Here is a 24,507-nt window from a genome sequence, read left to right as displayed (position 1 = left end):
TCACGGCGGTGACGGTGCGGGTCGGGTCCCGCGAGGGCGCCCCGGGCCATCGCTCGCCACGCGAGGGCCGGACCGCGTCGTGCGGCCCGGCCCTCGGTGTGGGGGGTGGCGTCCGTGGTGCGCCGTCTGGGGCGCCGTTCAGACAGCCGCGGTCAGAATTCGACGTCCGCGCAGGAGTAGAAGGCGTTGGCGGTGTCGGCGATCGTCCAGACGCCGACGATCATGTGCCGACCGGACTTGCCCTCGGGCAGCTTGCCCTCCGCCGTCCAAGTGGCGTCCGGTTTCTGCCCGTTCATCGGGACGGTCAAGAAGGGCTTGGACTCCAGGTCGGCACGGGTCAGCGGCTTGTCCGGGTCCCAGCCGTCCTTGGTGACGTAGTACGAGAAGTCGGTGGTGGAGTGCCGGGCGGTGATGGTCCAGCTGAAGGTGTGGTTCTGGCCCGCCTGGAGCTTGGTGGCCGGCCACTTCCCGCCGCGCGGGTCATCCAGTTCCTTGAAGCTCTCGTTGCCGGCGGAACAGATGGCGCCGTCCTTGGGCCCGGCCTCGGGGAAGCCCTTGGGGCCTTCGACACTCTGGGGCTCGTGCTGGATGGCGCCGCAGTCGGCCACCGTGCCGTCGGCGCAGAACGCCTGACGGCTCGTCGGATCCTGGCTGTAGCCGTGGCCCTGGGCCGAGCCGCTGGTGAACAGCATGGCGGCCCCTCCGAGGCCGAGTCCGACGACGGCAGCGGCGATCTTCTTGCGCATGCTCGCTCCTGGTGGTTCGTGGGGGTTCGGAGTTGCTCTGCGTGTGGGAGTGCTCTGCGGATGTGGGGGCGTACCGCTCTCGGTGGCCCTCATCGGTCTAGACCAAGTCGGAATGTAGTGGTGTCCGCAACGTCATGTCCAGACCAATGCAAGAGGAAGTTCTGTCTCCGTCCGCCCCTTCGCTGCTCGGGATGAACCGGGCCATGCGGTATGGATGGGGAAAATCACCGAAAAGAGATTGAGGTCATGCTCAACGCCACCCCCGGCGCCGGAGTCCGCGGCGCCCCCTCGCCCGGTGCCCTCGTGCTCGTCATCGGCGTGCTCTTCATCCAACTCGGCTTCCTGCTCTCCTACATCGGCGCCTTCCACCACCCCGACCCGCAGGGCATCCCGGTCGCCGCCGCCGCGCCCCGGCAGGCAGCCGAAAAGCTCGACAGGCTGCCCGGCCACCCCCTGGAGGTCACCGCGGTCAAGGACGAGAAGGAGGCCCGCCGGCGCATCGCCGAGCGGGACGACGAGGGCGCCTACGTGATGAACCCGCGCGGCAAGCAGGACACCTTGCTGGTCGCCTCCGCGGCAGGCGGACCACAGGCCCAAGCCCTGCGCAGAGTCGGCGAAAAGGCGGCAGTCGGCCAGGGGCGTCAACTGAAGGTCGAGGACGTCACCCCCACCGGAGACCAGGATTACGAGAGCCTCACCGCCTTCTATCTCATCGTCGGCTGGCTGGTGGGCGGCTACCTGATGGCCTCCCTGCTCGGCGTGACCCTCGGCACCCGGCCGGCCAGACCGGGCGCCGGGGCGCTGCGGCTGTCCGGCGTCGCCCTCTACTCCGTCCTCTCCGGACTGGGCGGCGCGATCATCGTCGATCCCGTACTGCACGCGCTGCCCGGCCACTTCGTGGCGCTGTGGTGGACCGGCGCGCTCATCGTCTTCGGGACGGCGGCCTTCACGATGGCGCTCCAGGCGTTCTTCGGGATCGTCGGCATCGGACTGGCCGTCGTCATCTTCGTCGTCCTGGGCAACCCCAGCGCGGGCGGCGCCTTCCAGAAGCACCTGGTCCCGTCCTTCTGGCGGGCCATCGGCGACTGGATCCCCACCGGCGCCGGCACCACGGCCGTGCGCAACATCGTCTACTTCTCCGGCAACGCGCTGGCCACCCCCATGGTGGTGCTGGCCGCCTGGGCGGTCGGCGGAGCCCTGCTGCTGCTCGTGGGTTCGCTGCGGCGCAGAGAACGGGGACCGGCCCTGCCCATCTGACGCCGCATCAAGTCCCAGTGGCGCGACCGGTGTACGGGGTGCACGGCAGCAGAGCCGTTGTCGTGCTCCGCGACCGTTCGGGACGGTCCGCTCTGCCGGCGACATGATCGGACCGTTCAGCGGTGCGGCGGGTGGCGGCCCTTGGCGGGTGATCGTTTTGAACGCCCTTCCGCGCAACCCCGTTGCACGGACCAGGAGAGCCCTTTAGGGGGCGGGGCCTGAGGCAGGCTCACGCGTGACGTCGCCGTCGGCTCGGCGGGGGAGTCCCGCGCTCTCCCTTGAAGCGATGGGAGCGTGGCCGCATGCCATTTATGGATCCGAACCTGGGGAGCCAACCGGTCCAGGAGAGCGGACAGGGACGAACGGACCACTCTTCTCCGCCGCCGTCCCCGCAGGGCCCACCGCTGCTCTCGGACAGTCAGCAGGAAGCACTGTTGGACGAGATATTGAGCGTGCTGGACGGCCCACCGACTACCGCCGCTGCCATGGAGGCGGGGACCCCTCTCAGGGCCGAGCGTTCTGATCGCTGGGCGGAGCCGCAGCACACTCCCGCCGGGAACCTGCTGCCGCGCAATTCGAGGAGGGAGCCACAGGGAGCGCCTCCCGGGGCCCCCTCCTACCAGGACCGGGTCCGTCTGGGGCAGGCAGGGGGCGGGCAGCAACAGCAGGAGACGGGGCGCGGGCAGCGACAACAGGGGGGCGGGAGGTGAGGCCGCGCGATAGGCGTCACCGAGCGTAGTCGCCCCTGTGGTGCCCGCTGTTGGGTCCTCCGGTCGCGCTCACCGGCCCTCGGCCGGTGAGCGCGACCGGAGGACCTCCGCCGGAGAATGCGCCACCATCACATGAACAAAAGGCCGGGTCCCCTTGGTTTCCCAAGGGGACCCGGCCTTTTCGCTGTACGCCGTCAGGGACTCGAACCCCGGACCCGCTGATTAAGAGTCAGCTGCTCTAACCAACTGAGCTAACGGCGCCTGCCCGCCGTTTCCGGCCGACAAAAGAAATACTACCCCCTCCCCGGGGGTGCTGATGACCACCCGGGTGGCCGCCGGGAACCCGGCGGACGGGGCTCTGACAGGCCGAGGCCCGACCGCCGGATCCCCGGAGCGCCGGGCTCAGATCGCCAGGGACAGCATCACCGGCGCCGCCTGTTTACTGAGCGTCTCCGCCGCCCTGCGCAGCCGGTGCGCCTCACCGACCGGCAGCGAGAGCGCCAGGCAGCTCACCGAGGAGCCCGCCGTCACGGGGACGGCCGCGCACACCGTGCCCACCGCGTATTCCTGGAGGTCGAGCATGGGGACGGTGGGCGGCTGGCGGTCCAGGGTGTTCAGCAGCAGCTGCTCGTCCGTGATCGTGCGCGAGGTCAGCCGGGCCGTCTTGTGCCGGGAGAGGTGGTCGCGTCTGCCGTCGTGGTCGAGCTGGCTGAGCAGGCACTTGCCGATCGCGGTCGCGTGCACGGCCGAGCGGAAGTCCACCCACTGGTTGACCGAGGGTGTCCGCGGCCCGTCCGCGACCTGCGTGGTCTCCAGCTCGCCGTCGTGATAGCGGGCGAAGTAGATGGCGGCGCCCACCGTGTCGCGCAGCTCGGTGAGGGTGCGCTGGAGCTGTTCGCGCAGCGCGCGGGCCCGGTCCACGCCCGAGCCCAGCAGGACCAGCGCTTCCCCGACGACGTACGAGTCGTCCGTGAGCCGGTGCAGGTAGCCCTCGCGGCGCAGCATCCGCAGCAGGTGGGACAGCCTGCTGGGCGGCAGCTCCGTCTCGCGGGAGATCTCCTCCTGGTGGATGCCGTCCCGGTGCCGGGCCACGCACTCCAGCACGCGCAGCGCGTAGCGGACCGAGCCGAAGAGCGCGGCGGGCTCCCGCTCGGGCTCCGGGGACGGGTCCCCGGATGGTTGGAGTAGCGCCACGGTGTCCCCCTGGGGTTGTGACCGTTTGCGTCCTGGCCGCTCCGTGCGGTCACGGCTGTAGGTCTCACGATAGCGGCCGGGACGGGGCCGCGTGGGCGGGGCCGCCGCTATCGGCATATGCCGAGCGCGTGAGTGCGCCCCCCGATGTGCCGCGCGTGCTCCTTGGCGTGCCGTGTGTGCGCCTCCTCGGTGTGCTGAGCGTGCGCCCCTTGGCGTACGCGGGCTCGCGCCGGGTGGCGCGAGCCCGCGACCGCGCCTGCACAGCACGGCTCTCACCGCACGGCTCTCACAGCACGGCGCTCAGGAACTCCCTGGTGCGCTCGTGCTCCGGGTCGCTGAAGATCTTCTCCGGGGCACCGGACTCGATCACGCGGCCCGCGTCGAACATCAGCACGTCGTCCGAGATGTCCCGGGCGAAGTTCATCTCGTGCGTCACGCAGAGCATGGTGATGTCCGTGGTGTGCGCGATGTCACGCAGGACGTCCAGCACCCCGGCCACCAGTTCCGGGTCGAGGGCCGAGGTGACCTCGTCCAGCAGCAGCACCTGGGGGCGCATGGCGAGTGCGCGGGCGATCGCCACGCGCTGCTGCTGGCCGCCGGACAGCTGGCTGGGGTACTTGTCCAGGTGGTCGGACAGGCCCACCATCTCGATCAGTTCGCGGGCCCGCTGCTCGGCCTCGTCCTTGGACAGGCCCAGCACGTGCACCGGGGCTTCGGTGATGTTCCGCAGCACCTTCATGTTGGGGAACAGGTTGAACTGCTGGAAGACCATGCCGATCTTCTTGCGGACCTCGCGCGAGTGCTTCTCGCCCGCGGGCACCAGCTTGCCGTTCTTCTCCTCGTGGGAGAGGTACTCCCCGGCGACCTTGATGGTGCCCTCGTCGGGCTTCACCAGCGTCATCAGCAGCCGCAGGATCGTGGTCTTGCCCGACCCCGAGGGGCCGATCAGGGTGACGTGCTTGCCGGAGGCCACGTCGAAGCAGAGGTTGTCGAGCACGACGTTCTCGCCGTACCGCTTGGTGACGTTGTCGAACTTGATCAGTTCGCTGCCGTCCACGGCCGGGTTGACGGTGTCCTGTGCCGGGATCGTCGCGGCGGTCGGGGTGCTCGGGGTGTTCTGGGTGCTGTCAGCGGACAAGACGACGCTCCAGGGCTCGCGTAAGCAGGGATGCCGGGTAGGCGATGAGGATGAAGGCGACACCCACCACGGTGATCGGCTCGGTCGGCAGGAAGGTGATCGCGGTGAACTGCCGTGCCTGGCCGAGCATGTCGAGCGCGCCGATGGTCGCGATCATCGGCGAGTCCTTCAGCATCGCGATCACGTAGTTGCCCAGCGCGGGCACCACACGGCGGATCGCCTGCGGCAGGATGACGGCGCCCCAGGTGCGGCCCTTGGGCAGGCTGAGCGCGGTGGCCGCCTCCCACTGGCCGCCCGGTACGCCGTCGATACCGGCGCGGTAGACCTCGGCGGTGTACGTCGAGTAGTGCAGCCCGAGCGCGAGGACGCCGGTGGTCAGCGCGGACAGGGTGACGCCCCACTCCGGCATCACATAGAACAGGAAGAACAGCTGCACCAGGAGCGGGGTGTTGCGGATGAACTCGGTGACGACCGTCACCGGCCAGCGGACCGCCTTCAGCGGCGAGCGCTGCGCCATCGCCCAGAGCAGACCGAGCGCGAAGGCGATGAGTGAGCCGAGCACCAGCGCCTGGAGCGTGACGAGCACGCCGTCCCAAAAGCGCGGCATGAAGTCGGCGACAGCCGACCAGTCCCACTTCATCGGGCACCTCCGGCGCTGGAGAAGTCACGCGAGACCTCCGTCTGCTGCCGGATGTTGAGCTTGCGCAGCACGCCGTCGCCCTTCTCCGGGGCCTGGCCGATGCCCGCCTTGGCCTTGCGCTCGACGGCACGCATGATGCGCGTGAGCAAGAAGGCCAGAACGAAGTACATGACCAGGATGATCGTGTAGACCGGGGCGCTCTGGCCGAGCGCGTTGCGCACCAGCGAGGCCCCGAAGGTGATGTCGCCGACCCCGAGCACGGACACCAGCGCGGTGCCCTTCAGCAGCTCGATCAGCAAGTTGTTGGCCGGCGGGATCATTTCCGGCCACGCCTGCGGCAGCGAGATCTTCGTCAGCCGCTGCCAGGGCGAGAAGCTGAGCGCGATCCCCGCCTCCTGCTGGGCCGGCGCGACGGCCGCCAGCGCGCCGCGCACGATCTCCGAACCGTAGGCCCCGTACGACAGGCCCAGCGCGAGGACGGCCGCCCACATCGGCACCAGCTGCCAGCCGAAGGCGACCGGCAGCACGAAGAACATCCAGAACATCAGCACCAGCGCCGAGGTGCCCCGGAAGATCTCCATGTACAGGCCGGAGACGAACCGTACGATCCACAGCCTGTTGGTCTTGGCGACGCCCACCACAAAGGCGACGAAGGCGCCCAGCGCCGCGCTGTAGACGGTCAGCTGGACGGTGACCCACACTCCCTTGAGGAGCAGCTCCCACAAACCCGCGGTGAGGTCCGTCATGCGCAGCGCTCCTTCGCGGTCATGGTGGTCATCTCCTCCGCGAGGAAGCCGAACGGCTTCATCACACGCAGCAGCTCACCGCTCTTCTTCATCTTCCGCAGCTCGCGGTTGAAGACATCCCGCAGATGTGTCTCGGTCTGCCGGAACGCGAAGGCGCCGGTGCCCAGGTCGGGCTTTCCCTTCAGCTTCGGAACGAAAGCCTCGGTGTACTCGGCCTTGCGGCTCTTGGTCTGCCTCACCACATTGCGGACGGTGACCGCGGTTCCGGCGAATACATCGGCCCTGCCCTGTTCGACGGCGAGCAGCCCCGCCAACTGGTCGGGGAGCAGGAGCATCTCCGACTCCTTGACGCCCTCCTCCTCGGCGTAGGCGATTTCGGCATATCCCGTACCCGTCGCCATTTTGGCTCCGGCCTTCTTGATGTCCGCGTAGGTGCGCAGGTTCTTCGGATTTCCCTTGCGCACGATAAAAGCGTCCCGCATCTCGTACTCGGGATCGGCGAAGAGCACCTGCTTGCAGCGCTCGGGCGTGATGTACATACCAGCCGCTACGACATCGAACTGCTGCGAGTTGAGACCCGGGATCAGCGAGTTGAATTCGGTCGGGAAGGGCTGGACGTCAGGGATGCCCAGCCGCTTGAAGATGATCCGGGCGATCGCGGGCGAGCTGCCCGTCAGCTCCCCGTCCTTGTCGATGTAGCTGTAGGGCTGTTCACCGGCGAGGCCCAGCTTCACCGTGCCCTGGGCCTTCAGCCGCTCCAGCAGTTCTCCCCCGTTCCCGGCGTCCGCACTGGACACCCGACTGCATGCGCTGGTCGCACCGAGCGCGCTCACCGCGCCCAAAGACGCCGCCGCGGCGAGCATCGAGCGGCGGCTGAAACCTCTTCCGGCACTTCCGGTGTCGTTCCTTTGTGGTGGAGCCATGGGCGCGCGGCTACCCAACTCCACCGAAGATATGCGGGCCGAATCCAGCCGCTCACGGGGTCGCGCCAAGGGCTCCCGCTGCGTCACCATTGCCGGGTAAATGACCACCCTGGTGCGGAGGCACGATGGCTGATCGCTTCATTGAAGTCTCGTTGGACAAGCGGGGAGTGAGCTGCACCGCAAAGCTTCTCGACGACCGTGCGCCGATCACCTGCGCCGCCGTGTGGGACGCGCTGCCGCTGGGCGGCGACGTGTATCACGCGAAGTACGCGCGCAACGAGATCTACGCCCTCATTCCCCCCTTCGCGCCCCAGGAGCCGCCCCTGGAAAATCCCACCATCACGCCCATTCCCGGTGACCTCTGCTATTTCACCTTCTCCGACACGCAGTTGAGCACCTCCTCGTACGGATACGAGGCGGCGGCCGAACAGCGCGGGGCCGAGGCGGCACACAGCAACCGCGCCACCGTGATCGACCTGGCGCTCTTCTACGAGCGCAACAACCTGCTGATCAACGGTGACGCGGGCTGGGTACCCGGAATTGTCTGGGGCTCGATCGTCGAGGGCCTGGACGAGATGGCGGAAGCCTGCCAGGACCTGTGGCGCGCGGGCGCGCTGGGCGAGACCTTGAACTTCCGCAGGAAGTGACCGTAAGCCGGGGTGTGGGCAGGCGTTTCGCGGGGCGGAACGGGTGGGCACACCCCGGCCACCGGGCAGCAGCCGCGTACGAGACGTGAGGGCCGCGCGGGCGGGGGCGCCCCCACGCCCGCCGTTTCCCTCAGCCCATCGCGGACGGCACTCCACTGGCGACCCCGGCCTCGAACAGCGCGTGCGACGCGGCGAGCACCAGCGCGTCAGCGTGCCGGGCCCCGACAATCTGCACCCCCACCGGCAGCCCCCGCTCATCCACCCCGCAGGGGACCGACGCGGCCGGCTGCTGGGTCATGTTGAACGGGTAGGTGAACGGCGTCCACTCGGTCCAGCGGCGCATCCCGGACCCGTGCGGCACCTCGGCCCCCGCCTCGAACGCGGTGATCGGCATCACCGGGGTCACCAGCAGGTCGTACCGCTCGTGGAAGGCCCCCATGAGCTTTCCGAGCGCCATCCGCACATCGACGGCGGCCAGGTACTCCAGCGCACTGCGGGCCGCGCCCTCCTCGCAGATCTCCCGCAGGCCGGGATCGAGGCGCGCACGCTGCTCTTGGCCGAAACTCTCCGTCACCCGGGCGGCACCGCTGAACCACAGCGTGTGGAACGCCTCCACCGGGTCCGCGAACCCGGGATCCGCCTCCTCGACCCGCGCGCCCAGCTCCACCAGCAGGTTCACCGCGCCCCGCACGGCCGCCGCGACCTGGGGACCGACGCCGACCCGGCCGCCGAAGTCGGGGGAGTAGGCGACCCGCAGTCCCCGTACGCCCTCCGCGCCGGCCGCCAGCGCGCCCCGGTAGCTGTGCGGCACGGGGCCCAGCTGCGACCAGTCGCGCGCGTCAGGGGCGGTGATCACGTCCATGAGCAGGGCCGCGTCCTCCGCGTCCCGCGTCATCGGGCCCACGTGCGCCAGCGTGCCGAAGGCGCTGGCGGGGTAGATCGGGACTCGCCCGTACGTCGGCTTCAGCGCGAAGATCCCGGAGAACGACGCCGGAATGCGGACCGAGCCCCCGCCGTCCGTCCCGAGCGAGAGCGGACCCGCACCGGAGGCGACCGCCGCCGCGCTGCCGCCGCTGGAGCCGCCGGAGGTGCGCTGCGGGTCGTAGGGGTTGCCCGTCACGCCGTGCCGGGGGCTGTCGGTGACGCCCTTCCAGCCGAACTCGGGGGTCGTCGTCTTGCCGAGGAAGACGGCGCCGCCCTCGCGCAGCCGGGCGACAGCGGGAGCGTCCTCGTCCCAGGCGCCGTCCGGGGCGTCGGCGCTGACGGCCCACGAGCCCCGCAGCGTCGGTGCGCCGCGCTGGAGGAGGATGTCCTTCACCGTCACGGGCACCCCGTCGACCGGCCCGGCCGGCTCCCCGGCGGCCCAGCGGGCGGCCGAAGCGCGGGCCGCGGACAGGGCTTCCTCGGCATCGACGCGGACGAAGGCGTTGAGCCGCTCCTGCGCCCGCACCGCGCTGTCGAGGGCGGCACGGGTGACCTCCACGGGGGTGAAGTCCCCCGTCTCGTATCCGGCGACCAGCTGGGTGGCGGTCAGCGCGTTGAGATCGGACATGGCGAAACCTCCCGAGGAGAGTCCGGAGCGGCCCGGCGAAGTGCCGGGGTGAACTCCGGTGGCAGAGAGCTGAGGGCCGGGCCGGGGCCCGGCGGGGAGCCTGGCCGTTGCCCGCGGGCCGGGCGGACACGCAGGGCGACGCGCGCGAGGCGACATGCGATGGGCGTGCGGCGGCGGGCGCACGCCGTCTGGCGCGTCCGGCTCAGGGCGTGGGGCCCGGCGTCGCCGTCGGGACGTAGCCGAGTTTCTTGTCGACGACGTTCAGCAGCGGCTCGCCCTTCTCCCAGCGGTCGAAGTTGTCCAGGAACTGCTCGCACAGGTCGTCGCGCCAGCCGGCCGTGTCGCCGCTCATATGGGGCGAGATCAGCAGGCCGGGCACGTCCCACAGCCGGCTGTCGGCGGGCAGCGGCTCCTCGGCGAACACATCGAGCGCCGCGCCTTTGATGCGGTGTTCGAGCAGCGCGTCCACCAGGTCGTCCTCGACGACGTGCTGGCCTCGTCCGACGTTCACGAAGTGCGCCTCGGGCTTCATCCGGGCGAACATCCCCGCGTCGAACATGCCGGCCGACTCGCTGGTGAGCGGGGCGACGCACACCACCCAGTCCGCCTGGCCGACGAGCGAGGGCAACTCGCCCGTGGCGTGGACCCGTCCGAATTCCGCGTCCGTCTCCCGTGCCGTGCGGCCCACAAGGTCCACGGTGACACCGAGTGCCAGGAGTGTGCGGCCGATTTCCCGGCCGATGGGGCCCGAACCGACCACCGTCGCGCGAGTTCCGCCGACGCGGAATGTCTCACGGTGCCGCCAGCGTCGCTGTCGTTGCAATTCCCATGTGCCACGAAAATCCTTGGCCATGGCTAGCACGAGCCCCAGTACATATTCGGCAATGGGGCGGTCAAAGACGCCTCGCGCATTAGTGATGACCGTCTCGTCCGAGTCGGCCAGCGCCGGAAGCAGACGGTCCACTCCGGCGCTCGGCGTGTGCACCCAGCGGGGCCTCGGGCCCTCGCCCGGCCACGCCTCACGCACCGCGTCGGAGAGAAAATCCCAGACCAACAGCACATCAGCGCCGGGAAGTTGACCGGCCAAGGTGTGCTCGTCGGCGTGCACGACACGGGCACGTCCCGCCAGTCGATCGAGCCGGGGAAGCGGCTCGGCGTCGAGGACAAGAACGCAGGTTTCGGACATAGGCAGGAAACCGTTTCGAAACGAGGGGACGGTTGGCTGTGCGGGTGACCGCGGGAAGACCGGGGGAAGAGCGAGAACGCGCCTCAGATGGGAGGATTGACCACGGTAGGGAGCAGAAACTACCTTCGTCAACAAAGACATCTGCCCCGGCGTCCCGGCTTCTGACCGGCTTTGCTATTCCTCTGACTTCCCTTGACTCAGGGGCCTTCTGGCCATGAGCCACCCCTCCGTTCTTTTGGGGCCACGAAAATGGACGTCTCCTTCCTCGGCGGACCGCTGCCGCAACGCGGCGTGGGAATCGTCGCTCCCTTCGACTTCGCGCTGGACCGTGAACTCTGGCGCTGGGTGCCGGACGACGTGTCCTTGCACCTGACACGCACCCCCTTTGTGCCGGTCGAGGTCAGCCTCGACCTCGCCCGCCTGGTCAGCGAGCACGAGACGCTGCGCGAGGCGGTCAGGGCCCTGTGCGCGGTGGCCCCCGAAGTGGTGGCCTACGCCTGTACGTCCGGCAGTTTCGTCGGCGGCACCGCCGGCGAGCGGGCCATGGTGGCCGCCATGGCCCAGGCCGGCGAGGTCCCCTCGCTCACCACCTCCGGCGCCCTCCTGGACGCGCTGCGCGAGATCGACGCGCGGCGCATCGCCCTCGTCACCCCGTACACCAAGTCGGTGACCGACTCCCTGGAGGACTACCTGGACGAGGCGGGCATCGGGATCACCGGGCGCTGCTATCTGGGCCTGACCAGGGAGATCTGGCGCGTGCCCTACCGGGATGTGGTGGACATGGCCAGGGAAGCGGCGGTGGACGCGCCCGACGCGCTGTTCATCTCCTGCACCAACCTCCCCACCTACGACGTCATCCCCCAGTTGGAGGCCGAGCTGCGCATGCCGGTCCTCTCGGCCAACCAGGTCACCATGTGGGCGGCGCTGCGCGGCATCGGCAAGGAAGCCGTCGGCCCGTACCAGGCCCTCCTCGACCCCGTCGCCCGGCGCGGCCCGGCGGCCATGACCCCCTCCCAGCCGCTCTCGCACGAGGGCGACGGCCTCACCGAGCCCGACGACCAGACACCAGGACCCGAGCCGGAGGCGGCGCTCGCCGGGGCAGGCACAGAGCCGTCCGATCCGCTGGAGGGCACCTCGGAGCTGGGCTACGGCCAGCAGGCCCACCCCGACGACTGGAGCGGCGGCGCCCAGCCCCCGCTCTGACCGCCCCCGTCCCGCCCCACCGCATCCCCACCCACCTCACCCGCACCCACAGGAGGCGTAGATGGCACAGGCGGCACAGGCATCCGCACCAGCGGTCGGATTCCTCTACCCCGGCTACTCGGCCGAGGACGACTATCCCCGGCTGGAGCGGATCCTCGCCGAGGCGGGAGCCGACGTCAGGCTGCCGCTCGTGCACACCGACATCGGGGAGGACGCCCACCGCGTGGACGCCCTCCTGGAGATGGGCTCGGCCGCCCGGCTCGCCGCCAAGGTGGCGGAGGTCAAGCAGCAAGGCGTCCAGGCCGTCGTGTGGGCCTGCACCAGCGCCAGCTTCGTCTTCGGCTGGGACGGCGCGCACGACCAGGTGCGCGAGCTGTCCGCCACGGCCGGGCTGCCCGCCTCCAGCACCTCCTTCGCCTTCGCGGGCGCGGTGCGCGACCTGGGCGTGGAGCGGGTGAGCATCGCCGCGACCTACCCCGAGGATGTCGCGGAGCTGTTCACCGGCTTCCTCAAGGCCGCGGGCGCCGAGGTCGTCGCCATGCGCGGCAGCGGCATCATCACCGCGGCCGAGGTGGGCACCTGGGGCGAGGAGGAAGTGCTCGCCCTCGCCCGCGGCGGCGACCACCCCGAAGCCCAGGCAGTGCTCCTCCCGGACACCGCCCTGCACACCGCCGCCTGGATCCCCGCGCTGGAGGAAGAGCTGGGCAAGCCGGTCCTGACGGCCAACCAGGTCACGGCCAGGGAGGGCCTGCGCCTCCTCGACCTGGACGTACGCTGCCCCGCCCTGGGCGCGCTTTTCGCCTGACGGCGGCCAGGGCACGCCGCACTGTGCGCACGGGTGTGCCCGTAAGGGCGGCTTGCTTCGCACTGCTTCGGCGATATACCGAAGCCGGGCGGCAGCGCCCGCCAGGCGCATCCACTGACCAGGACATGGATGATCGCGGCGAACAGCGTTGCATCAGGCGTTTCCCGCTTCCCGCCGCCCTGCGGGCGGTCCCGCGTCCTGCCGCCCTGCGGGCGGTCCCGCGTCCGGTTCGCCGCACAGGGCACTGTCCCAGCAGCCAGATCAGCACGCACGGGTACGTGCACCACGTGCACGTCGGTGACGCCGCCGGGAGGCCATCCGCGCTCTGTCCCGCGGCAGTGACGAAGTGCGGCCCGAGCAGCGCGGTCCTCCCCGGTTGCTCATCGCCCGGCGTCCCCTCGCGGATCGCCGCCGCTCTCCTCGATCCCGTACTCCGCGCGAAGCTGTGCGACCCGCTTGTCCTCCGTTCCGCGCCGCGCCACCAGGCCGGAGATCAGCGCGGTGCCCCCACCGACGACGAGCGCTGTTGCCGCTGTCAGCACGGCGCGGAGTGTGGCCGACAGTTGGTGGTGCGCCGACAGGTTCCATGCGAGGTACGCGCCGGCGACCAGAGCGCAAACGCCCCATACGACGGCGACGCAGCCAGTCGCCTGCCGTGCTGTGTGCTTTTCCGCAACTCCGGGCCCGAAGATGTACTTGCCGGCTGGGGAAGGGGGTTCAGTCATGCTGATCGCTCACCGCTCGTACTCGTCGTTCCAGGGCGGTAGTGGCTACCGACCCCACTGCTCCTGCCTGTGTCAGGGACAGAACGATCGACCTACCCAACTCCTCGACTCGCACGCCCACATAGGGCAACGCCTTGGTGATCGAGCGATGCCCGGTCGTGGCGACGGACCCGCGAGGGCGGTTTGCCGTCGGGGGTGAGGACTGCCCCACGCGCTCGGCCGAGAATTGACAGTTTGTTACTCGCTGCCACTGGGTTCTCTGGTACGCCTGGCCGAATGGTCGAGACCCGACAGGGCGCGCCGTCGAGCTGATCTCCGACAAGTGGACCGTGGTCGTGCTCTACGGCCTCAGCAGGGGCCCGGTGCGCCATGGGGAGCTGGCCGAACTGATCGGCGGCATCTCCCGCAAGGTGCTCACCCAGACCCTCCGCCGGCTTGAGGCGCACGGACTCGTCCGCCGCCACGCCTACGCCGAAGTGCCGCCCCGCGTCGAGTACGAGCTGACCCCGCTCGGAGCGACGCTGATCGACCCGATCCACACGCTCACCGAGTGGGCGAGGGCGAACGGCGACGCGGTGCTCGACGCACTCGACGCCGCCGCCCCCGAGTCGGCCGCCCCCAGCGGCTGAGGCCACCGCCAGGGCTCGTCCCGCGGCGTGCCGCCCGGCACCCGGCACCCGGCACCCGGCACCCGGCACCCCGGGAGGTGCGGCGACCGGCGCCCCGGTGGACAGCGGGTCCCGGGAAGACAGCGGCCGTCCGGTGCGTTGTACCTGGTCGCGTCCCGCCTTCCGCAGGACGCGTGCGCGGCGCTCACCGGCCCCGCGCACCGCACGCGCGAACAGCGCGCACCACCCGCGCGCGGACGCGCACGGCACACGCGCAGAACAGAGAGAGGCAGCATCGTGGGCGACGACGCACAGGCCGACGGGAACCCCGCCGACGGAAACCCCGGAGCGGGCATACGGGGCGAGGCCCGGGGCACGGCCCCGGTGCCGCTGTCCATCCTGGACCTGGCCAACGTGGGCAGGGGCCACACCGCCAGTGACGCGCTGGCGGCGGCCACCCGCGCCGCGCGGCTCGCCGACAGCCGCGGCTTCACCCGGTACTGGGTGGCCGAGCACCACTCCATGCCGGGTGTCGCCAGTTCCTCGCCCGCGGTGATCCTCGCCCACCTCGCGGCCCACACGCAGCGGGTGCGGCTCGGTTCGGGCGGGGTGATGCTGCCCAACCACGCCCCGCTGGTGATCGCCGAGCAGTTCGGCACGCTGGAGGCGCTCGCGCCGGGCCGTATCGACCTGGGCCTGGGCCGCGCGCCGGGCACCGACGGGGCGACGGCGGCGGCGCTGCGCCGTACCGAGCAGCTGCGCGAGGGCGCGGAGGACTTCCCGCAGCAGCTCGCCGAGTTGATCCGGTTCCTGGACGACGACTTTCCCGACGGCCACCGGTACGCGCGTATCCACGCCGTTCCCGGCCCGGTACAGGCCGAGGGGCCGGAGGCGCGGCGGGCCGCCCACCGGCCGCCGGTGTGGCTGCTCGGATCCTCCGGCTTCAGTGCCCAGCTGGCCGGCAGCCTCGGGCTGCCGTTCGCGTTCGCGCACCACTTCTCGGCGGCGAACACCCTGCCCGCGCTGGACCTGTACCGCGAGTCCTTCCGCCCCTCGGAGGTGCTCGCGGAGCCGTACGCGCTGATCGGCGCCGCCGCGCTGGCCGCCGAGGACGAGCGGGAGGCGTACCGCCAGGTGCTGACGGGGGCGCTGTCGATGGTGCGGCTGCGCACCGGCCGCCCCGGACTGATCCCGACGCCGGAGGAGGCGGAGGGCTATGCCTTCAGCCCCGTCGAGCGGGACTTCGTGGACGGCTGGCTGGGCAACGTGACCTACGGAACGCCGGAGGCCGTACGGGAGGGGCTGGACGCGCTCGTGAAGCGGACCGGCGCCGACGAGCTGATGCTCACCGCCAACGCGCACACGCCGGACGTCCGGGTCCGCTCCTACGAACTGATCGCCGACGCCTACGGGCTGCCCGCCGGGCGCGAGGGCGGTGGCGGCTCCGCAGCCGCCGGTCCGGCCTGAGCCGAAGCCGAGGCCGGTGCCGTCGAGGACGACGACCAGGACAGCAGTTCGGCGATCCGGTCGGCCTCCATCGGTTTGGCGTAGTGCCAGCCCTGCCCGGTGTCACATCCGATCCGGCGCAGCCGCTCGGCCTGCGCCGGACCCTCGACGCACTCGGCGGTCACGGTCAGGCCGAGCTTGTGCGCGAGCTGCACGAGCGCGGTCACGATCGTCTCGTCGGCCGGGTTCTGGTGCCGCGCTGTGCGGAAGCCGCGGACGAAGGTGCCGTCCAGCTTCAGCGCGCGCACCGGTAGCCGACTGAGGTAGGCGAGGTTGGAATAGCCCGTGCCGAAGTCGTCGATGGCGATGCGCACGCCCATTTCGGACAGCGCCTGGAGGGCCTGGAGGGGACGGCCGGCCGAGCCCATCACCGCGGACTCGGTCAGCTCCAGCTGGAGCAGCCCGGAGGGCAGCCCCGTCTCCTCCAGGATGTCGGCCACATCGCGCACCAGGTCCGAGTCCCACACCTGGCGCACCGCCACGTTCACGCTCACATACAGCGGCGGCCCCGGGTGCTCCAGCATCCAGCGGCGGGCCTGGCGGCAGGATTCCTCCAGGACCCAGCGGCCGAGCGGCACGATGGCGCCGTTCTCCTCGGCCAGGCCGATGAAGCGGTCCGGGCTGAGCGTGCCGAACTGCGGGTGCCGCCAGCGCACCAGGGCTTCGACGCCGCGCAGTACGTCATCGGCGAAGCCCACGATCGGCTGGTACTCCAGCACGAACTCGCCGCGCTCCACGGCCCGTCGCAGCGTGCTGGACAGCGCCTGCCGGGTCATCCGGTGGGCGTTGCGCTCCGGGTCGAACAGGGTCCAGCGGGCCTTGCCGTCCGCCTTGGCCCAGTAGAGCGTGGTGTCGGCGGCCTGCATCAGCTCGGTGGGGCTCGTCCCGGCCGTCTCGCGTTCGACGACGCCGATGCTGGCGGAGACGGACAGCCGCTGGCCCGCCAGGTCGAACGGCCGCTGGAGCGCGGCCAGTACCGACTGGGCGAGCTGGGTGAGCTGCTCGGTGCCGGTCGAGGATTCGACCAGCAGCGCGAACTCGTCGCCGCCCAGCCGTGCCACCAGGTGGCCGCCGCACTCCTCGGTGCCGGCCTCGGCGCACTGGGTCAGCCGCTGGGCGACCGCGTCCAGCAGGCTGTCGCCGACCCGGTGGCCGAGGGTGTCGTTGACGGCCTTGAAGCCGTCCAGGTCGATGTAGCACAGGCCGGTCCGGCCGGTTGCCGAGTCGGCGAGCGCCGCCGCCAGCCGTTCGAAGAACAGGGTGCGGTTGGGCAGCCTGGTGACCGGGTCGTGCATCTGAAGGTGGCGCAGCCGCTCTTGGAGGTCGCGCCGCTCGCTGATGTCGGCGATCGACAGCAGCGCCTCGCCCTCGCGTTCGGTGGGGGTGACGGTGATCTCCGCCCAGAGCGGATGCCCGTCGGCGTGCTTGAGCCGCCGGGTGCAGGACATCCGGTCGGTGCGGCCCTGGAGTGCCTCGTCGTAGGCGCTGCGCACCCGGCCGTCCAGTCCGAGCCCGGCCAGCTCGGCGACGGCCCGGCCGGTGATCCGGCGGGGGTCGGCGCCCAGGAGGGTGCCCAGCGCGCGGTTGGCCGTCAGTACCCGGCCGTCCCGGTCGAGGATGGCCATCGGCAGCTGAGCCGCGTGGAAGGCGGCTCGGAAGTCGCTCTCGCTGTGCCCGTTGTGGGAGCGCCGTCGCCAGCGCTTGGCGTTACTTTCCGTGATGATTTGGGGTTGCGTTACGAGGGCGTCGCCGGAGTCTTTGCCCGGTCCTTCGAGGGGTCCGTTCACCGATCGCTCCGCGGGGGGCTCGTCTCGTGCGGATCGGTCGGCGGAGGGCCCGTGGGCCGCCCAGGGGAGGATCCGCGCTGGAAATGTGCCGATCATAGAGGTTGGCGCAACAGCGGAGCCAGTGTCTCCGCGGCTGGTGCCGGTCACTGGTGCGGCTGGGGCGGGAGTGCGGGCGCGAGGGTGACCGTTTCTGCACCGGTGCCGACTGCACCCTGACCGCTTACGACCGAGCATTACGAAGAGTAGTCATATTGTGGTTGACTCGACCGGCCTACCGGAACGGGGCAAAGGCGGACTTACGGGGTCAGTGTGGGAAGGGTCCGCAATCCTTTTCCGGTGAGGTCGAGACGTGGCGCTGCCGTCTGTACCCGAGGGAGTGGCGGCACGGCGCGCCGGGCGCCGTGCCCGCTTCCCAGGCCCGGGTCCGCGGCACCGCGTGGGCGCGATCCTCACCGCGTTGACCGCGTTCATGGGGTTCGGGCTCGTGGCGGGGCCCCTGCACGCCGTGGCCGCCGGTATGCCGTGCGCGCTGCCGCGTACCGACGCGCACCATTCGCTGGGTCTGGACACCTGGAACGCCTCCTATCCGCGTCCCGAGGGGACGCTCGACGCCGCCCTTCTCTTTCTTTCTTTCCCCGATGCACCGCCCTCGGCCACCCCTCGGGAGCTGACAGCCGACCATTTCCCGGCGACATCCGATTTTTTCGCCCGCGCCTCGTACGGAAAGTTCCGGCTCAGACCGCGCCCGATCGACCGCTGGATCGAGATGCCCAAGCCTTCGACGGCGTACGGGATACGCCGGGACTGGAGCCCTGACCTGCGGGGTTCCTATCTGCGTGACGCTGTGGCCGCCGCGGACCGGCATGTGGACTTCAGCCGCTACGACGTCATCTATCTCGTCGCGGACCCAGATGCTCCCGGCGTGGACTCGGATGCGACAAAAGTAGTCAACCTCGATGAGCCGATCGCTGCGGACGGAACAGAACTGAGCCGCCTGGTCACCGTGTTCGAACAGAGCCCCCCCGACCGGAATGTCCTCGCCCACGAGACGGGCCACCTCTTCGACCTGCCCGACCTGTACGAGCGCCCCGCCGACGGCAAGGCCGACTGGGACACCCGGGTCGGGGACTGGGACCTGATGGGCAGCCAGTTCGGACTGGCCCCCGAGCCCTTCGGCTGGCACAAGTGGAAGCTCGGCTGGCTCGGCCGCCGCAACATCGCCTGCGTCGGCGGCGGAAACCCCGCCCCCGACGAGACCCGCTACACCCTGCGCCCCCTGGCAGCACCGGCTCGCGACGGGGGCGGGCACGCGGGCCGGCGCGCCGGCGGGCACGCGGAACCCGACGGCACCCGGCTGGTCGTCCTGCGCACCGGCGGGCACCGGGCCCTCGCGATGGAGATCCGCGTCCGCGAGGGCAACGACAGACAGCTGTGCACCCAGGGGCTGCTCCTCTACCGGATCAAGAGCGACACCCCCTCGACCCACGGCCCCGTCGAGGTGGTCGACGGTCACCCCGGCGCCCGCCGCTGCGCCGGTGCCTCCGTCCACCCCCAGCTCGCGGACGCCCCGCTGGGGGAGGGGGAGAGCTGGGCGGACCCGCACGACGGGATCCGCGTCGAGGTCACCGGGCGCACATCCGGCGGGGACTGGGAGGTCAAGGTCACCCGCGGCGGAGGCGGGGTCGGCTGATACGAGGCCGATGGGGCGGCCTGGGCGAGGGCCGGGAGTGGTGAAGGGCGGGAGCCCGTGCACGCCGAAGGCCCCCCGCTTTCGCGGGGGGCCTTCAAGCTGTCTGTGCGCCGTCAGGGACTCGAACCCCGGACCCGCTGATTAAGAGTCAGCTGCTCTAACCAACTGAGCTAACGGCGCCTGCTGACGTCGTAGACCTTAACATCACGTTCCGCGAGAGCGGAAATCGATTGTCCGAGCACGGGCCTCCGACCTGCGCCGCAGCCTCTTCAGGGCTTGGCGGGCGGTACGTCGCCCGGGACGCGGTCCCTCATGAGGTCATGGCCGAACTCGATCATCTTGCGCGCGTACTCCTCGGTCCAGCGGGCGCGGTCCGCGATCGTGGCGTCGGCCAGCTTGTCGAAGCGCTTGGGGTCCGCGAGCTGGGCCGCGGCCACCGCCTGGTACTCCATGGCGCGGTCGGCGGCGGCGCGGAAGGCCAGCACCAGCTCCGTCGAGCGGTCCAGCAGCTCACGCGGGTCGGTGAGCGATTCCAGCCCGAAGAAGTGCTCGTCGTCGGCCGTGGCCTCGGACGGTTCGAACAGCAGCGGTGCGGGACGGCGGTAGCTTGGCGCCCCGCCGTCGCCGCTCCCCCCGGCGGAGGAGCGCGAAGGGTCCGGAGCCGAGTGCGGCTCAGACATGTACATACCTCCAAGGTCGTGGGCCGCCCTCCATTGTGCGCCCGAGGGCACCACCCGCGCACGGGCCGTACGCCTTCCCCCGGGGCTCCCCCGGGGCTCCCCCGGGGCTCGCCCGGATTCGCCTGGATTCGCTGGGTCCGCTTCGCTGGGTTCGACCGGGGCCCCTCCGTCGGGCGGCTCACCTCCGGGCCGCTCACCTACGGGCCGGGAGGGCCCGGTCCAGGGGGACCGTGTGCCGGGCCAGGTGGGACAGGACCGCCTGATGGGCCTCCCAGCCGTCCGGGGCCCGGGACACGGCGCCGAGCTGGACGGGCTCCGTCGCCGGATGGTCGTCCAGCAGCTCGGCGACGCCCGCTCTGCACACCACCACGCACGCGTGCCGGTGCCGGGAGGCCAGCACGCACAGGCGGCCCGTCTCCAGGTGGAACTCCGTCGCGTCGGGCCGTCCCGACAGCGGGTGGAGGATCACCGTCACATCGAACTCCCGCCCCTGGAGCCGGTTCGCCGTATCGACGGTGACCCACGCGGCGCTTCCCGCGCCCCTGCCGTCGCCCCGGTCGCTCCCGCTGTCCCGGCCACCGCTGTCACCGCCGGAGGGTCCCGCCAGCCCGGCCAGCGCGGCGCGCACCGCAGCCGCCTGGTCGCGGTGCGCGGTGCCCACCGCGATCCGCGCGGCCGTCAGCGGCACCCCTGACTCCGCCGAGGCCCCGGTGGCGGCCCGCTCGCTGTGCGCCACCCCGCCGCGCTTGAGCATCCGGTGCACCAGCCGGGCGACGGCCGCGACCGCCTCCGGGTCGGTGCGGGGCGTGCGCGCGGCGGGCAGCTCCAGCAGGCCCCAGCCCTCCCGCGCCGCCTCGTCCAGCACCTCGTCCAGAGGCGAGCCGTCGGGCGGGACGGTGAAGGCGAGCCGCCGGTCGCCGGGCCCGGTGCCGCTGCGGAAGGGCGTGTACGGGTAGAACGCGTCGGACACCAGCGGCGCCGCCGAGGCGGGCAGCCGCCAGGAGACCGGCAGCCGGTGCTGGGGCAGGTCCGGATTGTGCCCGAGCAGCGTGCTGACGGCGCTGGCCGACGGGTCGTGCACCTGGCCCGCCCACTGATCGGCGCCCACCTGGCTGAAGGGGTCCAGCTGCCCCGGGTCGCCCACGAACAGCGCCCGCTCGAAGAGCCCGGCGACGGCCAGCAGCGCGTCCGAGCGCATTTGGTACGCCTCGTCCACGATGGCGTGCCGCCACGGCTCCTCGGGCTTGACCCACGCCCACTTCGCGGCCGTGGACACGACGACGTCCAGCCCGGCGAGGTCGGCCGCCTTCGCGGAGGTCCGCACGGCCGGATGGCGGTCGAGCACGGGGTCGTAGGGCCGGGGCTCGCTGCTGTGCAGCCGCCCGACCGGCAGCTCGGGGTCGGCCGTGGCCAGCCGGTCCACCAGGTCATCGACCTGCGCGTTCGTCTGGGCGATCACCATCAGCGGGTGCCCGGCGGCGGCCAGCTCGCGGGCCGCGCGCACCACGAGCGTGGACTTGCCCGCACCCGGCGGGGAGTCCACGACCACGCCCCGGTACCGGCCCTCCAAGGTGTCGGCCAAGATCGCCTCGGTGGCGCGGGCCGCGGCCCGCGCGGGCAGCTCCCCGGATCCGGGCCCGGATCCGGGGGCGGCCCCGGCTCCGGCGGTGGCTCCGGCTTCGGTGGCGGTGGTGGCGGCTCCGGACGCGGACGCGGAGGCGGACGCGGGCGAGGTCACAGCAGGTCCTCCTGGGTCAGCGGGTTGGGCTCCTCGGCGGCCGGCTCGCCCGGCGGCCCGCCGTGCGTCCACGGGGTCTCATCGGGCTCGGGCAGCCCGGGGCCCCCACGCGGCGCGTGCTCGAACAGCGTCCAGCACACCGCCTCACCCGGCTCCGGCACCGTGCCGGGCGCGGGCTCCCGGCCGCGCCCCATGCCGCTGAGCAGCCGCAGCGTGAGGACGCCGGGGGACGGCGACTCCACCAGCTCGGCCCGCTGCTGACCGCCCTGGGGCAGCGCCCGGTGCAGCTTGTCCGCGCCCGCCTCCGGCCCGGCCGCGCCCCCGCCCGCCAGCAGCGGCGCATCGCTCGTCCGTACGGTCACCAGCGGGCGGGGCGTGGGCCGTTTCCCTTCCGAGTACGCCATCTCCACGCCCGTCACCTCCGCCCGGAACGCCTCGCCCGCCAGCCGCCGTACGGCCATGACCAGCGGATCGTCCAGCGCCTCCTGCGCCTCCAGCTCGGCCTGCCGCTGCTCGCGCATGGCGAGCTTGCGCGCCGCGGTGACCGCGTCGTCCCTGCGCGGCTGCGGGGGCTCGCCCGAGCGCAGCCGGTCCCGGTGGTGGGTGTAGGACTGCCGGTCGCGGCGCCATCTGTCGGGCACATGCCCGGCCTCCGGCAGCGCGCGCAGCAGGTCGATGCCCTGCCACATCGCCTCCCAGGTGGGCCGCAGCTGGGCGGCGATCAGCGCACGCACCTCCTCCTCGGCGCCCGGGACGCCCTTGTCGTAGCGGGCGATGGCCGGGGCCAGCAGCCGGTTGTCGAACGCCGGATCGGTCGCGGGCCCGGCCGGGGGCACCAGCAGCTGACCCCGCTCGTCCCGGCCCAGCTCGGCGCGGCGCGCCGCGTCCGCGCCGCCGGCCTCGTCCGGCGGCGCGATCCAGGCCAGCAGCGCACCCAGGTGCTGGTCCTCCAGATGACTCTGGCCCGTCGCCCAGTGCCGGGTCAGCAGTCCGGTCATCGGCAGCAGCAGCGACGAGCCGGGCACCCGGGCCCGCTCCGCGTAGTGCGTCAGCCAGCGCCCGAGCAGCGGCACCCGCGCGGGCGCCGGATAGGGGGCGTGCGGGTCCTCCTCGGCGGTGCGCCGGAACCGCATCGAGCGCCCGAGCAGCCGTACGAAGGAGATGCCGGGCGCGGACGGTACGAGGATCTGCGGCGCGTCCGCGCACAGCTCCGCCTCCACGGTGACCCGCTTGCCCGTCTCCGGATCGGTCTCCTTGCGCTCGACCAGCTCCACCTCGTCCTGGCACGACTCCAGGTGCGGCAGCAGCGCCTCCGCGAGCCGCGCGAGGAACGCGAACCGCAGATCGCGGTCGCGGGGCTGGGGGATGGTCAGCAGCTCCGGCGCCTCCCGCTCCGTGCCGAGCAGCGCTCCCAGCGGCGCCCCGGTCTCACCGGCGGTCGTCAGCGGCACCAGGACGAGAGGCCGCCCGGCCAGCCGCCGGTGCCGCACCGTCGCCACCGGCTGGGCCCGGCCCGAGGCCATCGCCTCCATCCGGGCCAGCGCGCTGATCAACGACATGAGCGCACCCCGCCTCCCGCGCCGGGACCCGGACCCGTGACTGCCACGTCGTCCGATTCCTGTGCCGCCGCGGCCTCGGGAGCTGCTCCCGTTTCCCCGAGGGCTTCCGCCTCGCGAAGGGCCTCTGCCTCGCGAAGGGCTTCCGCCTCGCGAAGGGCTTCCGCCTCGCGAAGGGCTTCCGCCTCGCGAAGGGCTTCCGCGCGCAGGGCCGCCGCTCTGCGGAGGGCCGTGGCGGCGGGGTCGAGTGCGGCTTCCGCTTCCACTTCCGCTTCGGGGGCGGGGGAGGCTGCGGGGGGCGCGGCGGCGGTCAGGACCTGGGTGACCGTGGTCAGGCCGCCGAGCTCGCCGCGGACCGAGCGGCCCAGGGCCGCGACCGCGCCGCGGCTTCTGGCGCGCTCACGGCAGTGGAAGGCCAGCTCACAGGTGGACAGGCACTCCGGCGCGTAGTCGGCGGGCACCGACTCGACGGCCGCCGTCAGGGACGGCTGATCCTGGGTGGGGGCGAAGTGGACGCCCTCGGGCAGTTCGGCGGCGATCTCCTCCACATGGGTCAGCCGGGCGAGCTGGCGGCGGGTGGTGGCGATCTGTTTGCGCAGGTCGAGCAGGCCGGCGGCCGGGTTGTTGCTGAAGTCCTCGGGGCACACGAGCAGGGCCCGCTCGCGCACTGTCGGGCGCTCCCGCACGGCCGGACGCTGCTCCGCGGCCGGATGCTCTTCCTCGCCCGCGACGTCGCCGAACTCCTGGGGCGCGCCGTCGCCGAACTCCTGGAGCGCCAGCGCGTACACCGCGGCCTGGCGGGCGGCGGCGCCCACCTTGGCCGGGTCGGCAGAACCGTCCAGGATCGGGAAGGACTTGATCTCGATGATGCTCACGTGCCCGTCCGGATGGACGGCCAGCGCGTCCGGCTCCAGATACGCGGTGGTGCCCGCCACCTCCAGCGTGAGCATGGGGTGGTCCAGCAGCGTCCAGCCGCCGACGGCCGCCGCCTCGGCCAGCGCGAGCCGGGTGCGGGCCGCGCGCCCGGCGGGGCCGTCGGCGGCCAGGTCCGGCGCGGCGGCCTCGCCGGGGTCGGGGCGGGCCTCCCCCGTGTGCTCGCACAGCAGCGCGAGCAGCGCCTCGCCGCCGTCGGCCTTCACCCGTGCCTCGAAGGCGTTGCCCCGGATGAAGGCGAACTGCGACTGGCCGAAGGGCGCGGGGGAGCCCAGCGCCTGGGCCACGGCGCCCTTGTCCACCCCCGCGCCGTCCAGCAGCGCGCGGCGGCGGCAGCCGGGGTTGGCCGCGAGGGCCGCCAGTGCGCGGGCGTCCATGGGGCGCTGCGGCACATCCGGCCCGCCGCGCAGCTCGGCGAGCCGCCGGGGCGGAACGGGCGTCGCCGCTTGCCGGGGGAGGTCCGGCTGCCGTGGTTCCGGCGGCGCGGCGTCCGCCGGATGCGGTGCGGGATGCGGGGTGGGAGTCATCGGCTGTGGC

General features: G+C 72.0%; 21 protein-coding genes, 2 tRNA genes and 1 pseudogene. 7 read left to right on the top strand and 17 right to left on the bottom strand.

What is annotated here, in order from left to right; all coding sequences use genetic code 11:
* Positions 1–152 precede the first annotated feature (152 nt).
* Complete coding sequence (locus tag ABD339_RS15705) at positions 153–746, bottom strand: lytic polysaccharide monooxygenase auxiliary activity family 9 protein (protein WP_344566410.1); 594 nt, start codon at positions 744–746, stop codon at positions 153–155.
* A gap of 246 nt (positions 747–992) precedes the next feature.
* On the opposite strand from ABD339_RS15705, the gene ABD339_RS15700 reads away from it, so the two are divergent.
* The gene (locus ABD339_RS15700; RefSeq protein WP_344566408.1) at positions 993–2,003 is read left to right on the top strand and encodes an ABC-2 transporter permease; all 1,011 of its coding nucleotides are present in this window, start codon (positions 993–995) and stop codon (positions 2,001–2,003) included.
* 897 nt (positions 2,004–2,900) lie between these two features.
* On the opposite strand, the gene ABD339_RS15695 is transcribed toward ABD339_RS15700, so the two are convergent.
* The 6 genes from ABD339_RS15695 to ehuB form a co-directional block, all read right to left on the bottom strand.
* Positions 2,901–2,974: transfer RNA gene (locus ABD339_RS15695), tRNA-Lys, on the bottom strand.
* A 141-nt stretch (positions 2,975–3,115) separates the two neighbouring features.
* Complete coding sequence (locus ABD339_RS15690) at positions 3,116–3,907, bottom strand: IclR family transcriptional regulator (protein ID WP_344566406.1); 792 nt, start codon at positions 3,905–3,907, stop codon at positions 3,116–3,118.
* 286 nt (positions 3,908–4,193) lie between these two features.
* On the bottom strand, positions 4,194–4,964 hold the full coding sequence (gene ehuA / locus ABD339_RS15685; protein ID WP_344566670.1) for an ectoine/hydroxyectoine ABC transporter ATP-binding protein EhuA: 771 nt from the start codon (positions 4,962–4,964) through the stop codon (positions 4,194–4,196).
* 70 nt (positions 4,965–5,034) lie between these two features.
* Positions 5,035–5,685: an ectoine/hydroxyectoine ABC transporter permease subunit EhuD gene (gene ehuD, locus ABD339_RS15680; RefSeq protein WP_344566404.1), complete on the bottom strand. Its 651-nt coding sequence runs from the start codon at positions 5,683–5,685 to the stop codon at positions 5,035–5,037.
* Positions 5,682–6,431: an ectoine/hydroxyectoine ABC transporter permease subunit EhuC gene (gene ehuC, locus ABD339_RS15675; RefSeq protein WP_344566402.1), complete on the bottom strand. Its 750-nt coding sequence runs from the start codon at positions 6,429–6,431 to the stop codon at positions 5,682–5,684. Before ehuC ends, ehuD begins: the two co-directional genes overlap by 4 nt.
* Positions 6,428–7,354 carry an ectoine/hydroxyectoine ABC transporter substrate-binding protein EhuB gene (ehuB, locus tag ABD339_RS15670; RefSeq protein WP_425575997.1) on the bottom strand — a complete coding sequence of 309 codons (927 nt, stop codon included), beginning with the start codon at positions 7,352–7,354 and terminating at the stop codon, positions 6,428–6,430. The genes ehuC and ehuB overlap by 4 nt, the downstream gene beginning before the upstream one ends.
* 125 nt (positions 7,355–7,479) lie before the next feature.
* Here ehuB and ABD339_RS15665 point away from each other — a divergent pair, with 125 nt between their 5' ends.
* On the top strand, positions 7,480–8,001 hold the full coding sequence (locus ABD339_RS15665; protein WP_344566400.1) for a DUF3830 family protein: 522 nt from the start codon (positions 7,480–7,482) through the stop codon (positions 7,999–8,001).
* Positions 8,002–8,131: 130 nt separating this feature from the next.
* Here the strand turns inward: ABD339_RS15665 and ABD339_RS15660 are convergent, their stop codons facing one another.
* Both ABD339_RS15660 and ABD339_RS15655 read right to left on the bottom strand, forming a co-directional pair.
* Positions 8,132–9,553, bottom strand: a complete 1,422-nt coding sequence (locus ABD339_RS15660) for an amidase (RefSeq protein WP_344566398.1) — start codon at positions 9,551–9,553, stop codon at positions 8,132–8,134.
* Between the two features lie 202 nt (positions 9,554–9,755).
* Entirely contained in the window at positions 9,756–10,739 is a 984-nt protein-coding gene (locus tag ABD339_RS15655) for a D-2-hydroxyacid dehydrogenase (RefSeq protein ID WP_344566396.1), read from the bottom strand.
* A gap of 249 nt (positions 10,740–10,988) precedes the next feature.
* Here ABD339_RS15655 and ABD339_RS15650 point away from each other — a divergent pair, with 249 nt between their 5' ends.
* Positions 10,989–11,942: a maleate cis-trans isomerase family protein gene (locus ABD339_RS15650; RefSeq protein WP_344566394.1), complete on the top strand. Its 954-nt coding sequence runs from the start codon at positions 10,989–10,991 to the stop codon at positions 11,940–11,942.
* Between the two features lie 61 nt (positions 11,943–12,003).
* Positions 12,004–12,747: a maleate cis-trans isomerase family protein gene (locus ABD339_RS15645; RefSeq protein ID WP_344566392.1), complete on the top strand. Its 744-nt coding sequence runs from the start codon at positions 12,004–12,006 to the stop codon at positions 12,745–12,747.
* A gap of 71 nt (positions 12,748–12,818) precedes the next feature.
* Here the strand turns inward: ABD339_RS15645 and ABD339_RS15640 are convergent.
* A pseudogene (locus ABD339_RS15640) lies at positions 12,819–12,935 on the bottom strand (transposase); the annotation flags it as partial.
* Positions 12,936–13,127: 192 nt separating this feature from the next.
* Complete coding sequence (locus ABD339_RS15635; protein WP_344566390.1) at positions 13,128–13,472, bottom strand: hypothetical protein; 345 nt, start codon at positions 13,470–13,472, stop codon at positions 13,128–13,130.
* Between the two features lie 308 nt (positions 13,473–13,780).
* Between ABD339_RS15635 and ABD339_RS15630 the strand changes: the two genes are divergently transcribed.
* On the top strand, positions 13,781–14,101 hold the full coding sequence (locus ABD339_RS15630) for a winged helix-turn-helix transcriptional regulator (protein WP_344566667.1): 321 nt from the start codon (positions 13,781–13,783) through the stop codon (positions 14,099–14,101).
* 273 nt (positions 14,102–14,374) lie between these two features.
* Positions 14,375–15,547 carry an LLM class flavin-dependent oxidoreductase gene (locus ABD339_RS15625; protein ID WP_344566665.1) on the top strand — a complete coding sequence of 391 codons (1,173 nt, stop codon included), beginning with the start codon at positions 14,375–14,377 and terminating at the stop codon, positions 15,545–15,547.
* On the opposite strand, the gene ABD339_RS15620 is transcribed toward ABD339_RS15625, so the two are convergent.
* On the bottom strand, positions 15,487–17,373 hold the full coding sequence (locus ABD339_RS15620) for a putative bifunctional diguanylate cyclase/phosphodiesterase (RefSeq protein WP_425575996.1): 1,887 nt from the start codon (positions 17,371–17,373) through the stop codon (positions 15,487–15,489). The two genes, ABD339_RS15625 and ABD339_RS15620, sit on opposite strands and share 61 nt — an antisense overlap.
* Before the next feature lie 469 nt (positions 17,374–17,842).
* Here ABD339_RS15620 and ABD339_RS15615 point away from each other — a divergent pair, with 469 nt between their 5' ends.
* On the top strand, positions 17,843–19,063 hold the full coding sequence (locus ABD339_RS15615; RefSeq protein WP_344566661.1) for a M6 family metalloprotease domain-containing protein: 1,221 nt from the start codon (positions 17,843–17,845) through the stop codon (positions 19,061–19,063).
* A 106-nt stretch (positions 19,064–19,169) separates the two neighbouring features.
* Here ABD339_RS15615 and ABD339_RS15610 read toward each other — a convergent pair.
* The 5 genes from ABD339_RS15610 to ABD339_RS15590 all read right to left on the bottom strand — a co-directional run bounded on the left by ABD339_RS15610 (position 19,170) and on the right by ABD339_RS15590 (position 24,497).
* Positions 19,170–19,243 (bottom strand) — tRNA-Lys (locus tag ABD339_RS15610).
* A gap of 89 nt (positions 19,244–19,332) precedes the next feature.
* Positions 19,333–19,743: a hypothetical protein gene (locus tag ABD339_RS15605; protein WP_344566388.1), complete on the bottom strand. Its 411-nt coding sequence runs from the start codon at positions 19,741–19,743 to the stop codon at positions 19,333–19,335.
* Positions 19,744–19,936: 193 nt separating this feature from the next.
* The gene (locus tag ABD339_RS15600) at positions 19,937–21,481 is read right to left on the bottom strand and encodes a DEAD/DEAH box helicase family protein (RefSeq protein WP_425575995.1); all 1,545 of its coding nucleotides are present in this window, start codon (positions 21,479–21,481) and stop codon (positions 19,937–19,939) included.
* Positions 21,478–23,040, bottom strand: a complete 1,563-nt coding sequence (locus tag ABD339_RS15595) for a hypothetical protein (protein ID WP_344566386.1) — start codon at positions 23,038–23,040, stop codon at positions 21,478–21,480. The genes ABD339_RS15600 and ABD339_RS15595 overlap by 4 nt, the downstream gene beginning before the upstream one ends.
* Complete coding sequence (locus ABD339_RS15590; RefSeq protein ID WP_344566384.1) at positions 23,031–24,497, bottom strand: hypothetical protein; 1,467 nt, start codon at positions 24,495–24,497, stop codon at positions 23,031–23,033. The genes ABD339_RS15595 and ABD339_RS15590 overlap by 10 nt, the downstream gene beginning before the upstream one ends.
* Between the last annotated feature and the right edge of the window lie 10 nt (positions 24,498–24,507).

This window comes from Streptomyces axinellae (assembly GCF_039532135.1).
In the GTDB taxonomy this organism is placed as follows: Bacteria; Actinomycetota; Actinomycetes; order Streptomycetales; family Streptomycetaceae; genus Streptomyces; species Streptomyces axinellae.
Note: the sequence above shows the minus strand (reverse complement) of the source record. Positions and strands in the feature narration are given on the sequence as shown.

Bases quoted from the DNA above. Each gene is read 5' to 3' on its own strand.
- ABD339_RS15705 (WP_344566410.1), bottom strand. From the start codon at position 746: ATGCGCAAGAAGATCGCCGCTGCCGTCGTCGGACTCGGCCTCGGAGGG.
- ABD339_RS15700 (WP_344566408.1), top strand. From the start codon at position 993: ATGCTCAACGCCACCCCCGGCGCCGGAGTCCGCGGCGCCCCCTCGCCC.
- ehuD (WP_344566404.1), bottom strand. From the start codon at position 5,685: ATGAAGTGGGACTGGTCGGCTGTCGCCGACTTCATGCCGCGCTTTTGG.
- ehuC (WP_344566402.1), bottom strand. From the start codon at position 6,431: ATGACGGACCTCACCGCGGGTTTGTGGGAGCTGCTCCTCAAGGGAGTG.
- ehuB (WP_425575997.1), bottom strand. From the start codon at position 7,354: ATGGCTCCACCACAAAGGAACGACACCGGAAGTGCCGGAAGAGGTTTC.
- ABD339_RS15665 (WP_344566400.1), top strand. From the start codon at position 7,480: ATGGCTGATCGCTTCATTGAAGTCTCGTTGGACAAGCGGGGAGTGAGC.
- ABD339_RS15660 (WP_344566398.1), bottom strand. From the start codon at position 9,553: ATGTCCGATCTCAACGCGCTGACCGCCACCCAGCTGGTCGCCGGATAC.
- ABD339_RS15655 (WP_344566396.1), bottom strand. From the start codon at position 10,739: ATGTCCGAAACCTGCGTTCTTGTCCTCGACGCCGAGCCGCTTCCCCGG.
- ABD339_RS15650 (WP_344566394.1), top strand. From the start codon at position 10,989: ATGGACGTCTCCTTCCTCGGCGGACCGCTGCCGCAACGCGGCGTGGGA.
- ABD339_RS15645 (WP_344566392.1), top strand. From the start codon at position 12,004: ATGGCACAGGCGGCACAGGCATCCGCACCAGCGGTCGGATTCCTCTAC.
- ABD339_RS15635 (WP_344566390.1), bottom strand. From the start codon at position 13,472: ATGACTGAACCCCCTTCCCCAGCCGGCAAGTACATCTTCGGGCCCGGA.
- ABD339_RS15615 (WP_344566661.1), top strand. From the start codon at position 17,843: ATGGGGTTCGGGCTCGTGGCGGGGCCCCTGCACGCCGTGGCCGCCGGT.
- ABD339_RS15605 (WP_344566388.1), bottom strand. From the start codon at position 19,743: ATGTCTGAGCCGCACTCGGCTCCGGACCCTTCGCGCTCCTCCGCCGGG.
- ABD339_RS15595 (WP_344566386.1), bottom strand. From the start codon at position 23,040: ATGTCGTTGATCAGCGCGCTGGCCCGGATGGAGGCGATGGCCTCGGGC.
- ABD339_RS15590 (WP_344566384.1), bottom strand. From the start codon at position 24,497: ATGACTCCCACCCCGCATCCCGCACCGCATCCGGCGGACGCCGCGCCG.